The sequence below is a fragment of the Pseudoxanthomonas sp. F37 genome (assembly GCF_022965755.1).
Taxonomy (GTDB): domain Bacteria; phylum Pseudomonadota; class Gammaproteobacteria; order Xanthomonadales; family Xanthomonadaceae; genus Pseudoxanthomonas_A.
On record NZ_CP095187.1, the window covers coordinates 234669 to 250133 of the forward strand.

At 70.2% G+C, this 15465-nt stretch carries 9 protein-coding genes and 1 tRNA gene; 8 read left to right on the forward strand and 2 right to left on the reverse strand.

Annotated elements, in window-relative coordinates; genetic code table 11:
* Positions 1-23 precede the first annotated feature (23 nt).
* Positions 24-1085, reverse strand: coding sequence for a LacI family DNA-binding transcriptional regulator (locus tag MUU77_RS01025; protein WP_245094114.1), 1062 nt, complete (start codon positions 1083-1085; stop codon positions 24-26).
* Between the two features lie 113 nt (positions 1086-1198).
* Between MUU77_RS01025 and MUU77_RS01030 the strand changes: the two genes are divergently transcribed.
* The 8 genes from MUU77_RS01030 to MUU77_RS01065 are packed head-to-tail and all read left to right on the forward strand — an operon-like array spanning position 1199 to position 15177.
* Positions 1199-3385: an alpha-glucuronidase family glycosyl hydrolase gene (locus MUU77_RS01030; protein ID WP_280640355.1), complete on the forward strand. Its 2187-nt coding sequence runs from the start codon at positions 1199-1201 to the stop codon at positions 3383-3385.
* Positions 3382-5373, forward strand: a complete 1992-nt coding sequence (locus MUU77_RS01035) for a sialate O-acetylesterase (protein WP_245090537.1) — start codon at positions 3382-3384, stop codon at positions 5371-5373. Before MUU77_RS01030 ends, MUU77_RS01035 begins: the two co-directional genes overlap by 4 nt.
* On the forward strand, positions 5370-7136 hold the full coding sequence (locus tag MUU77_RS01040) for a glycoside hydrolase family 43 protein (protein ID WP_245090539.1): 1767 nt from the start codon (positions 5370-5372) through the stop codon (positions 7134-7136). Before MUU77_RS01035 ends, MUU77_RS01040 begins: the two co-directional genes overlap by 4 nt.
* The gene (locus MUU77_RS01045; RefSeq protein ID WP_245090541.1) at positions 7136-9838 is read left to right on the forward strand and encodes a glycoside hydrolase family 3 protein; all 2703 of its coding nucleotides are present in this window, start codon (positions 7136-7138) and stop codon (positions 9836-9838) included. Before MUU77_RS01040 ends, MUU77_RS01045 begins: the two co-directional genes overlap by 1 nt.
* Before the next feature lie 59 nt (positions 9839-9897).
* Entirely contained in the window at positions 9898-11382 is a 1485-nt protein-coding gene (locus tag MUU77_RS01050; RefSeq protein WP_245090543.1) for an MFS transporter, read from the forward strand.
* A 17-nt stretch (positions 11383-11399) separates the two neighbouring features.
* Positions 11400-12437, forward strand: coding sequence for a glycoside hydrolase family 43 protein (locus MUU77_RS01055; RefSeq protein WP_245090545.1), 1038 nt, complete (start codon positions 11400-11402; stop codon positions 12435-12437).
* Positions 12427-13278 (forward strand): aldose epimerase, encoded by an 852-nt coding sequence (locus tag MUU77_RS01060; RefSeq protein WP_245090547.1) that lies wholly within the window; start codon positions 12427-12429, stop codon positions 13276-13278. Before MUU77_RS01055 ends, MUU77_RS01060 begins: the two co-directional genes overlap by 11 nt.
* A gap of 39 nt (positions 13279-13317) precedes the next feature.
* Entirely contained in the window at positions 13318-15177 is a 1860-nt protein-coding gene (locus tag MUU77_RS01065) for a family 43 glycosylhydrolase (protein ID WP_245090549.1), read from the forward strand.
* Positions 15178-15297: 120 nt separating this feature from the next.
* On the opposite strand, the gene MUU77_RS01070 is transcribed toward MUU77_RS01065, so the two are convergent.
* Positions 15298-15374 (reverse strand) — tRNA-Arg (locus tag MUU77_RS01070).
* Between the last annotated feature and the right edge of the window lie 91 nt (positions 15375-15465).

The window sequence follows — 15465 nt, forward strand, 5'->3', positions numbered from 1 at the left end:
GCGGCATGACGTGCCGTGGTGCGCTACCGGCGCCTGGGCGGAGCCGCGACCGAGTCGCGCGCGACCAGCCGGTGGGGGACCACGTGGTCCATCAGCACGCGCGGCCCGTCGGCTTTGCGCCGGATGCTGCGCAACAGGATGTCGATGGCCGCGTTCGCCATCGAGGCGATCGGTTGGTGGATGGTGGTCAGTTCCGGCCACACCGTGGTGGCGGCCGAGGTGTCGTCGAAGCCGACCACCGACAGGTCGCGCGGCACGTCCAGGCCGCGGCGATGCGCCACCGAGATCGCTGCCGCGCCCATGTCGTCGTTGCTGGCGAAGATGGCGGTGGGCGGCTTGCGCTGGGCCAGCAGCTTCTCGGCGGCCTTCAGCCCGGAGCGGTAGGTGTAGTCGCCGGGCTGCACCAGCTCGGGGTCCACGTCCAGCCCGGCTTCGTGCAAGGCGGTGACGAAGCCGTCGTAGCGCCGCGAACTGGCGCTCAGGTCGCGACGCCCGCGGATGAAGCCGATGCGGGAGTGACCCTGCTGGATCAGGTGTTCGGCCATCTCCTTCCCGGCGCGGAAGTCGTCGATCCTCACGCACGAGATGTCGTCGCTGAACCGGCCCGATGCGATGGCGACCACCGGAATGCCGGCCTTGACCAGCTCGGTCACCGCCGCCCGCGATTCGCACAGCGGCGGCGGCAGGATCACCCCGTCCACCCGCTTGCCCAGCGCACGCGCGGCCTTGCGCTCGGATTCGGCGTCCAGGTCTTCCCAGTAGTCGATGACCAGTTGCACCGCCGTGCGCGAGGCCACGCGCAGCAGGCCCACCAGCAGTTCGCGCAGGTACGCGCCGCTGGGATTGGTGTAGATCAGGGCGATGCGCGTGTGCTGCGCCGCCGCCAGCGAACTGGCGGCCAGATTGGGCGTGTAGTCGAGTTCGCGGACCGCGCGCATGACGCGTTCCCGGGTGGCGTCGCGGACCTTGCCCTGGCCGTTGATGACCCGCGATACCGTCATCGGCGACACGCCCGCCAGGGCGGCCACTTCATCGATCGTGACGCCGCTGGTCTTGCGGCGGATCGACTTCTTCGGCTTTTCCAACACGTATTCCCTTCTTCGACTGTGGCGGCACCGCAACGCGGCCAGCCGGCCCGGCGCAGGCGCGCGGGGAGATGATGGATCGCGTCCCGCCTGCCTGCCCCCCGGACATCCGGATGTTACCGCCAACCCGCCGCTCCAGCGACCGGCGGTGGCGCTGGCTGCTGCCCATGACCCTGGCCCTGCTGGGCTGCATGAGCGGGGCGCAAGCGGAGGATGGCCATGCGCTGTGGATGCGCTACGTTCCCGCTGCCCCGGCGCTGGCGCAGGAGTACCGCACGCGCCTGGGCGAAGTGGTCGCGCCCGACCGGACCGCCACCCAGCGCGCCGCACGCGAGGAACTGATGCGCGGTCTGTCCGGCTTGCTGGGCCGCACGCCGCCCGTGCGGTCCGCACCCGGGGCAGACCGCGTCCTGGTCATGGGCACGCCGGCCTCATCGCCCTGGATTGCGCCGCTCCGCCGGGAACTGGAGGCGGTCGGCGACGAAGGTTACCTGCTGCGCGAAACGCGCGTCGGCAACCGCGACCTGGTGCTGGTCGCCGCGCGCCAGGACATCGGCGTGCTGTACGGCGTGTTCCACCTGCTGCGCCTGCTGCAGACGGGCGCAGCGCTGGAAGGCCTGGAGGTGCGCGAGTCGCCGCGCGTGAAGCTGCGGGTGCTGAACCACTGGGACAACCTGGACGGCTACGTCGAGCGCGGTTACGCCGGCGGCTCGCTCTGGGACTGGCACACGCTGCCGGACTGGAAGGATCCGCGCTACACCGACTATGCCCGCGCCAACGCCTCGCTCGGCATCAACGGCACCGTCCTCAACAACGTCAACGCGGATGCATTGAGCCTGTCGCCGGACTACCTGCGCAAGGCGGCGGCGTTGGCGGACGTGTTCCGCCCCTACGGCATCCGGGTCTACCTGAGCGCGCGCTTCAGCGCGCCGATCGAACTCGGGGGGCTGGATACCGCCGATCCGCTCGACGCGGACGTGCGACGCTGGTGGCGCGACAAGGCGGACGAGATCTACGCGGTGATTCCGGATTTCGGCGGCTTCCTGGTCAAGGCCAATTCGGAAGGCCAACCCGGTCCGCAGGACTACGGACGTTCGCACGCCGACGGCGCCAACCTGCTGGCCGACGCGCTGGCGCCGCACGGCGGCGTGGTGATGTGGCGCGCCTTCGTCTACGCCCACGACGTGCCGGAGGACCGCGCCAGGCAGGCCTACAACGAGTTCATTAGCCTGGACGGCGCGTTCCGCCGCAACGTGCTGCTGCAGGTGAAGAACGGGCCGATCGATTTCCAGCCGCGCGAGCCGTTCCACCCCCTGTTCGGGGCCATGCCGCGCACGCCGCTGATGATGGAGTTCCAGATCACCAAGGAATACCTGGGCTTCGCGACGCACCTGGTCTACCTGGGGCCGCTGTACGAGGAAGTGCTGCGCGCCGACACGCGGGCGCGCGGCGCCGGCTCCACCGTGGCGCGGGTGGTCGACGGCACGCTCGACGGCCATACGCTGACCGGCATCGCCGGCGTGGCCAACATCGGCGATGACCGCACCTGGAGCGGTTCGCACTTCGACCAGGCCAACTGGTACGCCTTCGGCCGCCTGGCATGGAATCCGCAGCAGTCCGCACGCGACATCGCCACCGACTGGGCGGCGATGACCTTTTCGCGAGCCGAGCACGTCGTGGACCCGGTGGTCGACATGATGATGGCCTCGCGCGAGGCGGCCGTGGACTACATGACGCCGCTGGGGCTGCACCACGTGATGGCGCGCGGCCATCACTACGGGCCGGGTCCATGGGTCGATGGTGGGCCGCGCGCGGACTGGACGTCGGTGTATTACCACCGCGCGGATCGCGATGGCATCGGTTTCGACCGCACCGCGCGGGGCAGCGATGCCGTTTCGCAGTACGCGCCGGATGTCGCCCGGGAATTCGGCGATGTGGCGCGCGTGCCCGAATCGCTGCTGCTGTGGTTCCACCATGTGCCGTGGGACCATCGCATGGCGTCCGGGCGCCCGTTGTGGGACGAACTGGTCCACCGCTACACGCGCGGCGTGCGCCAGGTGGAAAAGATGCAGGCCACGTGGGACCGCCTGCGGGGCGAGGTGGACGACGCCCGCCACCGCCATGTCGCCGCCTTCCTGCGCATCCAGCGGAACGAGGCGCAGTGGTGGCGCGACGCCAGCGTGGCCTATTTCCAGTCGATCAACGGGCGCGAACTGCCGGCCGGTGAAGTTCCGCCACCGCATCCGCTGGCGTACTACCAGGCGCTGCAGTTCCCGTTCGCGCCGGGAGACGGCCGATGACCCGGGCGCGCATGCTCGCGGGCGCGGTCATGGCGCTGGCGCTGTCGCATGCCTGCATGGGCGCGGCTGCACAGGAGGGGGCCTCCGCCACTCTGCTCCACCCGATGTTCCAGGACCACGCCGTGCTGCAGCGCGACCAGCCCATCGGGCTATCGGGCGAAGCCGGTCCCGGAGACGTCGTGTCTGTCGCCCTGGGGCCGCAGAAGACCGAAGTGCGCGCCGGTGCCGATGGCAGGTGGCGCGCCATCCTGCGGCCCATGCCGGCCGGCGGTCCCCATGCGCTGGTGGTGCGGGCAGGAACGGCCACGCAGGTCGTGCGCGATGTGCAGATGGGCGACGTATGGCTGTGTTCGGGGCAGTCGAACATGGAGCTGCCGGTCTGGCGGGCGCTGGATGCGAACAGCGAGATCGCTTCGGCCGCGCATCCGCGCATCCGCCTGTTCACGGTACCGCAGGCCAGCGCGGTGACGCCGCAGGCGCAGTTCGGCGGCCCGGTGCGGTGGCAGCCCGCCACACCGGACAGCGTGCGCGACTTCTCCGCGGCCTGCTTCTACTTCGCGCGTGAACTGCAGAAGACGGTCGACGTGCCGATGGGACTGATCCAGGCCGCCTGGGGCGGTTCCCGGATCGAAGCCTGGACCAGCGCCGCCGCCCTGCGTGCCGGAGGCGGCAGCGACGAAGCGCTGGACGTGCTTGCGCTGTACGCCACCGACACCCCCGCGGCGCTCACGCGGTGGGGACACCATTGGGAACACTGGTGGACCACACGCCAGGGCGCCACGCCGGGCGACATGCCCTGGCGCGCGGATGCCCCCGATACCGGCTGGCGCACGGCGCCTGCCGCGCTCGGCGCGTGGGAACAGTGGGGCGTACCCGCGCTGGCCGGCTACAACGGCATGATGTGGTATCGCACCCAGGTGACGTTGACGGCGGCGCAGGCGGCACGCGCGGCCACGCTGGAACTCGGGCCGGCCGACGAAACGGACATGACCTGGGTGAACGGCATGGCCGTCGGCAGCCGCTACGGAGCAGGCGAACCGCGCCGTTATCCGCTGCCGCGGGGGGTGTTGAAGGCGGGCACCAACACGGTGGTGGTCAATGTGCTGGACACCTACCGTGATGGAGGACTCGCCGGCCCGGCCCGCGCGCATGCGCTGACGTTCGACGATGGCACGCGCGTGGTGCTGGACAGGGGCTGGCGCTACCGTCAGGCCGCGGGCGCCGATGAGCCGCCCCGGGCGCCATGGCAGGCCGCGGCAGGCCTGTCGACGCTGTACAACGGCATGATCGCGCCGCTGGGCGACTACGCGCTGCGCGGCATGCTGTGGTACCAGGGCGAGTCCAATACCGGCGACGGCGCTGCCTACGCCGCGCGGCTGCGCCTGCTGCGCGACGACTGGCGCGCCCGCTTCGGCGCGCAGGTGCCCTGGCTGGTGGTGCAGCTGGCCGGCTATGGCATGCCGCCTTCGGCCCCGGTGGAAAGCGGCTGGGCGCAGCTGCGCGAGGCGCAGCGGCGGGTCGTCGCGGAGGACCCGCGCTCCGGGCTGGCGGTCGCCATCGACATCGGCGATGCCTACGACATCCATCCGCCGAACAAGCAGGAGCTCGGTCGCCGCCTGGCGCGCGTGGCACGCCATGTGGTCTACGGCGAGCGCGGGCTTGCCCCCTCCGGTCCGGTCGCGCGTTCCGCATCGCGCATGCCGGACGGCGGCCTGAGGGTTGCCTTCGACGATGTCGACGGCGCCCTGGTGGCCACCGGCGCGAACGGCCCCATCGGCTTCGAACTCTGCGATGCGGCGCATCGCTGCGACTACGCGGATGTCGTGCTCGACGGACGGCATGTGGTGCTGCGTGGCAAGCGTGCCGCCGACGCCACGCGCGTGCGCTACTGCTGGGCGGATGGCCCGGTGTGCACGCTGCGCGATGGCACCGGATTGCCGGCCGGTCCGTTCGAACTTTCCCTCCCTGCTGCCGAGGTGCCCCGATGACGCCGTACTCCCTGCGCACGCACGAACCCCGTCACCGCAAGGCCGCCGTGGGCCGCGCGCAGCGCTGGCTCGCGCGCGGCATCGCGGGCCTGGCCCTGCTGCTGCTCGCCGTGGCGGTGGACGCAAAGCCGCCGCAGCCCGCGCCGCCGGTCTATTTCGACTGGTTCGAATACAGCGGGCGCGATGCCGCGTTCGAAGCGCCGCTGCCGGCCGGCCATTACCGCAATCCGGTGCTGGCCGGCTTCCACGCCGATCCCAGCATCGTTGCCGCCAACGGCAGGTTCTACCTGGTCAATTCCAGTTTCACCTACTTCCCCGGCATTCCCGTGTTCGAGAGCACGGACCTGGTGCACTGGAAGCAGATCGGCAACGTCATCGACCGCCCCACGCAACTGGACTTCGATGGCCTGAGCGTGTCGCGCGGCATCTTCGCGCCGACCATCGAGTTCCACGACGGCACGTTCTACGTGGTCACCACGGCGACCGACAGCGGCGGCAACTTCATCGCCACCGCGCGCGACCCGGCCGGTCCGTGGTCGGACCCGCACTGGCTGCCGACCATCGGTGGCATCGACCCGTCGCTGTTCTTCGACGACGACGGCAAGGTCTATCTGCTCAACAACGACGAGCCGCCCGGACCGGCGCGCTACGACGGTCACCGCGCCATCTGGATGCAGCAGATCGACCTGGCGCGCTTGCAGCCCGTCGGTCCGCGCAAGGTGCTGATCGACGGCGGCGTGGAGCCGGAGAAGAATCCCATCTGGATCGAAGGCCCGCACATCTACAAGCGCGACGGCTGGTACTACCTGTCCGATGCCGAAGGCGGCACGGGCCCGCAGCACTCGCAGGTGGTGCTGCGCAGCCGCGAGGTCTGGGGGCCTTACGTGCCCTATGCGGGCAACCCCATCCTGACCCAGCGCGACCTGCCCGCGGACCGTCCGCTGCCGATCACCAACGCCGGCCATGCCGACCTGGTGGAGGGGCCGGACGGTTCATGGTGGGCGGTGTTCCTGGCCAGCCGCAACTACCAGCAGCGCCACTACAACACCGGGCGCGAGACGTATCTGCTGCCGGTGCAATGGCGCGACGGCTGGCCGGAGATCCTGCCGGCGGGCCAGACCATTCCCTACGTGGCGAAGGCGCCGTCGTGGATGCGCGGTGAGGCCAGGCAGGCCCCGTCCACCGGCAACTTCGTGCATCGCGACGAATTCGACGGTCCCGCGCTGGCATCGGAATGGCTGCGGGTGCGGGTGCCGAAGCAGGCGTGGGCCGACCTGGCCGCGCGTCCCGGTGCGCTGGCGGTGCATCCGCTGAGCGAAGGCCTGGAGACGCTGCGCAACCCGGCGTTCCTCGGCCGGCGCCAGCAGCACCTGCGCTTCGAGGCCAGCATGGCGATGACGAGGCCCGCAGCGGGTGTGGCGGCGGGCATGGCGGCGTTCCAGAGCGAGGCGTACTGGTACTTCCTCGGCGTGCGCAATGCCGATGGCGGCCGCATGACGGTATTCCTGGAGGGGCGCGACGGCAGCGGCAGCACGCGCACCCTGGCCACGCGCGATGTCGATGCGACCGAGGCGCTGCGCCTGAAGATCGAAGGGAATGAAGGCGACTACGCGTTCGCGTTCGACCTCGGCGATGGGCGTGGCTGGCAGGTGCTCGCCGGCCAGGTCGACGGCACCGTGCTGAGTACCGACCGTGCCGGCGGCTTCGTCGGCGCCCTGCTGGGACCGTTCGCGCGCGACGAGCGCGCTTGGAGGAACGAATGATGAAGACCCCGACCCTGTCCGTTCCCGCCGCCCGCCGCACCGCACCCGGTCTGTGCGCGCTCGCGCTGTATGCCGCCGCGCTGTTCGCACCGGCCGTGCAGGCAGCGGAGGAGAAACCGTGGCTGGATACCTCGCGCAGCTTCCAGGCGCGCGCGGCGTCGCTGGTCGCGCAGATGACGCTGGAGGAAAAGGCCGCGCAGATGCAGAACGCCGCGCCGGCCATCGAGCGCCTGGGCGTGCCCGCCTACGACTGGTGGAACGAGGCGCTGCACGGCGTGGCGCGCGCCGGCCAGGCGACGGTGTTCCCGCAGGCCATCGGACTGGCGGCCACCTTCGACGTGCCGCTGATGGGCGAAGTGGCCACCACCATCAGCGACGAAGCGCGCGCCAAGCACCACCAGGCCGTCCGCGACGGGCAGCATGGGCGCTACCAGGGCCTGACCTTCTGGTCGCCGAACATCAACATCTTCCGCGATCCGCGCTGGGGCCGCGGACAGGAAACCTACGGCGAAGATCCCTACCTCACCGCGCGCATGGGCGTGGCCTTCGTGCGCGGCCTGCAGGGCGACGATCCGGTGTACCGCAAGCTGGACGCCACCGCCAAGCACCTGGCCGTCCACAGCGGCCCGGAAGCCGACCGCCACCATTTCGACGCGCGCCCCAGCAAGCGCGACCTGTACGACACCTACCTGCCGGCGTTCGAAGCGCTGGTGAAGGAGGGCCAGGTGGATGCGGTGATGGGCGCCTACAACCGCGTCTACGGCGAGTCCGCCAGCGCCAGCAGGTTCCTGCTGCGCGACGTGCTGCGCCGCGACTGGGGTTTCGAGGGCTATGTTGTCTCGGACTGCTGGGCCATCGTCGATGTGTGGAAGCACCACAAGATCGTCGCCACCCGCGAAGCCGCCGCCGCCCTGGCGGTGAAGAACGGCACCGAGCTGGAATGCGGCGAGGAGTATTCCACCCTGCCTGCGGCCGTGCGCCAGGGTCTGATCAGCGAGGCCGAGATCGACGACGCGGTGACGCGCCTGTTCGCCGCGCGGATGCGGCTGGGCATGTTCGATCCGCCCGAGCGCGTGCGCTGGGCCCGGATTCCCTACTCGGTGAACCAGGCGCCGGCGCACGACGCATTGGCGCTGAAGGCGGCACGCGAGTCGCTGGTGCTGCTGAAGAACGATGGCATCCTGCCGTTGTCGCGCGAGCTGAAGCGCATCGCCGTGGTCGGTCCGACCGCCGACGACACCATGGCGCTGCTCGGCAACTACTTCGGCACGCCGGCCGCGCCGGTCACGCTGCTGCAGGGCATCCGCGAGGCCGCGAAGGGCGTCGAGGTGACGTATGCGCGCGGCGTGGACCTGGTGGAAGGGCGCGACGATCCCGCGGCCACGCCGCTGATCGAGGCGGCCTACCTGCGGCCGTCCTCCGATTCTCCCGAGCGCGGTTTGCGCGGCGAATACTTCCGCACGCAGGATCTGTCCGGATCGCCCGCGCTGGTGCGCACCGACGCGCAGATCGGCTTCCGCTGGGACCGCGGCTCGCCGACCGACAACCTGCAGGCGCGCGGCGAGGCGGGGCCGGGGCAGGGCGTGCCGAACGATGGCTTCAGCATCCGCTGGAGCGGCCAGTTGCTGCCGCCGGTGTCGGGGCGTTACCGCATCGAAGCCGCGGCGGACGACGGCTTCCGCCTGTACGTGGACGGCAGGCGCGTGCTCGACCACTGGACCAACAGCGACCGCCTGCGCAGCGATGGCGTGGAGCTGGACCTGCAGGCCGGGCGCGCCTACGACCTGCGGCTGGAGTATTACGACGCCGAACGCGATGCCGGCGTGCGCCTGGCCTGGCGCATGCCCGGTGCGAAGCCGCCGTTCGAGGAGGCGCTGCAGATTGCCCGCGATGCGGACGTGGTGGTGTTCGTCGGCGGCCTGACCGGCGATGTCGAAGGCGAGGAGATGACGGTCAACTATCCGGGCTTCGCCGGCGGCGACCGTACCGACCTGCGCCTCCCCGCCACGCAGCGCGCCCTGCTCGAGGCGCTGCATGCGACCGGCAAGCCGGTGGTGCTGGTGCTGACCGGCGGCTCGGCGCTGGCGGTGGACTGGGCGCAGGCCAACCTGCCGGCCATCCTGATGAGCTGGTATCCGGGCCAACGCGGTGGCACGGCCGTGGGCGAGGCATTGTTCGGCGACACCAATCCTGGCGGCCGCCTGCCGGTGACGTTCTACAAGGCCGACCAGGCGATGCCGGCGTTCGACGACTACACGATGGAAGGCCGCACCTACCGCTATTTCCGCGGCACGCCGTTGTACCCGTTCGGCCATGGCCTGTCGTACACGCGATTCGACTACCGCAACCTGCGCACCGGCGCGCGCGCGGTCGCACCGGACGGACGCCTGGAGGTCCAGGTGGAGGTGACCAACACGGGCAAGCGCGCCGGCGACGAAGTGGTGCAGCTGTACGTGCGCCCGCTGCAGGCCGCGCCCGGCGACGCGCAGCAGGAGCTGCGCGGCTTCCAGCGCGTCCACCTGGCGCCCGGGGAGCGGCGCACGCTGGCGTTCGAACTGGCGCCCGGCAGCGCATTGCGCCGCTACGACGAGGCCAGCGGCAGCTACCGGGTGAAGCCGGGGCGCTACGAAGTGCGCGTGGGCGGTTCCAGCGCCGACGCACGCGTCCGCGCCGTTTTCGAGGTGGAGGCGCGCCGTGAATGACGCGCGGCCCCTCCACGACCCGCAGGCCGTCCTCCACCGATATCCGGGAACACCGCCGCATGGCCAGCACTGAACAATCCTTGTCGATCCGGGAAAAGGTCGGCTACAGCCTGGGCGACCTGGCGGCCAATCTGATCTTCCAGACGCTGATCACCTATCTGGCGTTCTTCTACACCGATGTCTACCGGCTGCCGGCGGCCACGGCCGCGACCATCATCTTCGTGGTGGGTCTGCTTGGCGCGTTCGTGTTCACGCCGATGATCGGCGTCCTGGCCGACCGCACCGCCACGCGCTGGGGCAAGTTCCGGCCGTGGATCCTGTGGACCGCGGTCCCCTTCGGCGTGCTGTCGCTGCTGGCCTTCAGCACCCCGGACTTCGGCGAGCGGGGCAAGATCGCCTATGCGCTGGCGACCTACACCCTGCTGGTGCTGGTGTACGCGGCCAACAACCTGCCGTATTCCGCGCTCAGCGGCGTGCTGACCGGCAGCATGGCGCAGCGCAACAGCCTGTCGGCGTACCGGTTCGTGGCGGTGATGATCGCGCAGTTCATCATCCAGGTGCTGTTGATGCCGCTGGTGCTGATCCTGGGCGACGGCGACCGGGTGCAGGGCTTCGAGCGGGTGATGACGGTATTCGCCATCGTCGGCACGGCGTTCTTCCTGATCACGTTCCTGACCACGCGCGAGCGCGTGGTGCCGACGAAGGCGCAATCTTCCGGCGTGCTGCAGGACCTGTCGGACCTGCTGCGCAACCGGCCCTGGCAGGTGATGCTGCTGCTGACGGTGCTGGTGTTCATGAACCTGGCCCTGAAGGGCGGCACGTACATCTACTACTTCCAGTACTACATGAGCGAGGCGGCACTGGCCTCGTTCCTCCAGGCGTCGGGGTTCAACGGCTTCGTCGCCGGCCTCAACGCCGCACTGACCGGCATGGGCCTGGCCGGCTTCCAGTGGCCCGAGGATCCGGCCACGTCCGCCTTCAGCCTGTTCAACGGCAGCGGCATCGTCTGCATGATCCTGGGTATCGGACTGTCGCGCGGGCTGGCCGACCGCTTCGGCAAGCGCGACGTGTTCGGCGGTGCGTTGTTCGCCTCCACGCTGTTCCTGTTGGCGTTCTACGCTTTCCCGCCGACGGCGGTGGCCATGGTGTTCGGCGCCTTCATGCTGCACGGCTTCTGCTACGGCATCACCATTCCGCTGCTGTGGGCGATGACGGCCGACGTGGCCGACTACTCCGAGTGGAAGAACGACCGCCGTGCGACCGCGATCATCTTCTCGGCCATGCTTTGCGGCCTGAAGATCGGCCTGAGCGTCGGCGGCGCACTGGTCGCCGGCATCCTGGCGCACTACGGCTACCAGGCCGGCGCCGTGCAGCAGCCTGCGGCCGTCGTCGACGGCATCCGCCTGACCGTGAGCCTCTACTGCTCGCTTCCGTTCCTGGTCGCGGTGGCGCTGCTTTTCCTCTACGAAATCGACAAGCGCATGGAGACGCGCATCGAACACGAACTCGACCAGCGCCGCCGCACGGCCGCTGGCGCGGCGTGATGCCAGGACCCCTGCCCATGACCGATATCGCATCCCACGAAGCATCCCCCGTGCACGACAGCGAACTCGCACACCTGGCGGACCGCGCCATCTCCCGCCCGCTGGTCACCCACATCTACACGGCCGATCCCTCGGCGCATGTGTTCGACGGCCGGCTCTATATCTATCCCTCGCACGACATCGATGCGGGCGCGCCGTTCGACGATGAGGGCGGGCACTTCGGCATGCAGGACTACCACGTGTTGAGGATGGACTCGCCCGACGGCGAGGCGACCGACTGCGGCCTGGCCCTGCACGTGCGCGACGTGCCCTGGGCCGAGAAGCAGATGTGGGCGCCGGACGCCGCGTGCCGGGACGGCCGCTACTACCTGTACTTCCCCGCCAAGGACGGCGGCGGCCTGTTCCGCATCGGCGTGGCCATCGCCGATCGTCCGGAAGGGCCGTTCACCGCCGAACCGGCGCCGATCGAGGGTGCCTACTCGATCGACCCGGCCGTGTTCGAGGACGACGACGGGGCGCACTACCTGTATTTCGGCGGCATCTGGGGCGGCCAGCTGCAGAAGTACCGCGACAACCGCTACGACGCGGCGCATGAGGAGCCCACCGGCGATGCGCCCGCGCTCGGTCCGCGCGTGGCCCGGCTGGACGAGGGCATGACCGCGCTGGCCGAGCCGACGCGCGAAGTGACGATCCTGGACGGGCACGGCAACCCGTTGCGCGCCGACGACCATGCCCGCCGGTTCTTCGAGGGGCCATGGGTGCACAAGCACGCGGGCAGGTACTACCTGTCGTACTCCACCGGCAATACGCACCTGTTGTGCTATGCCGTCAGCGAGAGCCCTTACGGCCCGTTCACCTATGAAGGCGTGATCCTGACGCCGGTGGTGGGCTGGACCACCCATCATTCGATCTGCGAATTCGAGGGCCAGTGGTATCTGTTCTACCACGACGCCCTGCTGTCGGGCGGCGTGACGCACCTGCGTACCACCAAGTGCACGCCTCTGCACCACCAGGCCGACGGGCGCATCCGCACCATCGATCCCTATGGGGGCTGATCTCCCTCGCGCCGCACGGGACGACGCGCTGGCGCCGATGCCGCCGGGACCGCTGCACTGGCTGCGTCGCGGTCCGCTGGAGGTGGCGCTGGCGCCGGCGGCGGGAGGCCGCCTGGCGCAGATCCGGTTTGCCGGCACGGACTGGCTGGTGGGTCCGGAGGAGGGCCGGGACGCGACCATCGCGTGGGGGTGTTACCCGATGGTGCCGTGGGCCGGCCGCGTGCGCGGGGGGCGCTTCGACTTCGACGGGCATGCGCATGCATTGCCGGTGAACTTCGGGGCGCATGCGATCCATGGCGTCGGCTTCTCCCGGTCCTGGCAGGTCGACGCGCACGATCCGCACGGCGCCAGGCTGTCGCTGGCGCTCCCCCGCGACCGGTACTGGCCCTTCGGCGGCAGCGCGCATCAATCGGTGACGTTGGGCGAAGACAACGCGCTGCGCCTGGTGTTGTCCGTGCAGGCGGCCGATCGGGCGATGCCCGCGGCGCTGGGCTGGCATCCGTGGTTCCGCAAGCCCGACCGACTGGTGTTCACGCCTGCTGCGATGTATCCGCGCGATGCCGATGGCATCGCCACGCTGCCGCGGGTCCCGCCCGCGCCGGGACCGTGGGACGACTGCTTTCTCGCGGGCGGGGCCATCTCGCTCCAGCGGGGCCCACAGCGCCTCGATCTGCAGGCCGATGTCTCGCACTGGGTGGTCTACGACGCCGCCGCGCATGCGACCTGCGTGGAGCCGCAGACCGGGCCGCCCGACGCGTTCAACCTGGCGCCGCAACGTCTGGCGCCGGGCCAGCGGCTGCAGCTGACGTTCGATCTGGTCTGGGATTCCACTGGCGGCTGAGTACCGCCATCGCATCCGCCGCTCTCACGGAGCATCTGCATGCACCCGAAACTCCGCACGCTGTTCCTGCTGGCGATCGCGTCCTGCTCGATCGCGGCACCGGCCCTTGCGCAGGACGATGCGATGACGCCGGTCGGCGTACCCGCGCAATCCGGCGCCATCGCGTTGGAAACGGGGCCGCTGCCGGGCGCGCGGCACCCCGAAACCTGGCATCGCCAGTACGGCAGTGTCTTCGCCCGCAACGTCAGCGAGGCCACCCTGACCCCGTTCCTGCCGGCGCCGGAGAACGCCAGCGGCACCGCCGTGATCGTGGCGCCGGGTGGCGGGTTCCGCACGCTGTCGATGCAGAACGAGGGCTGGGACGTGGCGCGCGCGCTGGCTGCGCGGGGCATCGCGGCGTTCGTCCTGAAGTACCGCCTGGAACCCACGCCTGCCGCCCTGGATGCCTTCGCCGCGGACATGCGGGCGCGGATGTCCGGGGCACGTCCGGCGCACCTCGACCCCTCCAAGGCCATCGCCCATCTCGGTCCGCAGCTCGCCGACGCGCGCGCGGCCTTCGCGCTGGTGCGCCAGCGCGCAGACGAATGGGGCATCGACCGCGACCGCGTCGGCATGGTCGGCTTCTCGGCCGGCGCCATGCTGACCCTCGCCACGACCCTGGGGGTCGAGGATGCCAGGCCCGCTTTCATCGCCACCGTCTACGGTCCGCTGTCCGCGTTGGACGTGCCCGCGGACGCACCCCCGCTGTTCGTGGCGATCGGCGCCGACGACGGCCTGTTCGCCGGCGACGGCTTCGGCCTGATCGAGCGCTGGCGCGCGGCGCGGCGGCCGGTGGAGTTCCATCTCTACGAACGCGGCGGGCACGGATTCGGCATGTATCCGAAAGCCACCACCAGCACCGGCTGGTTCGCGGCGTTCGTGGACTGGATGAAGATGCATGGCTGGCTGGAACGCGGAGCCGGCCCGGGCGCGTCGGTCGTCCCCAGGTCGAATCCACTGTTCCGCGACCGGTTCACCGCTGACCCGGCGCCGCTCGTGGTCGGCGACCGGCTCTATCTGTATGTCGGCCACGACGAGGCGCAGCGCGACGAGATGTTCAACATGCGCGAGTGGCGGGTGTACTCGACCATGGACATGGCGGACTGGACCGATCACGGGCCGATCATGAAGGCCACCGACTTCCGCTGGGCGAAGGCGGATGCCTGGGCCTCGCAGGCCATCGAGAAGGACGGGCGGTTCTGGTTCTACGCCGCGGTCGAACATGACGGCACGCAGCCGGGCAAGGCGATCGGTGTTGCGGTATCCGACCATCCGACCGGTCCGTTCGTCGATGCCAAGGGCGCGGCGCTCATCACCAACGCGATGACGCCGAAGGGCACGCACAGCTGGGAGGATATCGATCCGACGGTCTTCACCGATGACGATGGCACGACGTGGATCGCCTGGGGCAACCGCCGCTGCTACATCGCGCGGCTCAAGCCCAACATGACCGAACTGGACGGTCCCGTCACCGAGATCACGCCGCCGCATTTCGAAGAGGGGCCGTGGCTGCACAAGCGCGGTGCGACGTATTACCTGACCTATGCCTCGCTCGACCGCGCTACCCACCGCGATGAGCGGGTGTCCTATGCCACCGCGACATCGCTGCCGGGCCCGTGGACGTATCGCGGCGAACTGACCGGTTCGGGCAAGTACAGCTTCACCATCCACCCGGGCATCGCCGAGTTCAAGGGCCGCTGGTACCTGTTCCTGCACAACGCCGCGCTCACCGTCGGCGACCAGCACGGCGCCATCGGCCGGCGCGCGGTGACGGTGGAGCACCTGCAGTACAACCCCGATGGCAGCCTGAAGCCGGTGGTGCAGACCGAGGCCGGCATTTCGGTGCCGCCCTCGCCGTAGCGGTGGGCGGAAGCGCGCGGGACGCCGCGCGCCTCGCTTCCGGGCCGGGCAGGTGGCCGCCGGAAAGCCGGCGGCGGGAGGCGTCCCGGAACAGTGCCGGTGGCCTGGTCTGAGCGGGATTGGCGCGCCTGGAGGGATTCGAACCCCCGACCAATGGCTTCGGAAGCCACTACTCTATCCGGCTGAGCTACAGGCGCACGGGACCGGCATTCTAGCCGCAAAGCGGGGAGTTGGCCCACTCCGGCGCGGGCCATGCGGAAAATCCGGCCCCGGGCGGCGTGCCTGTTA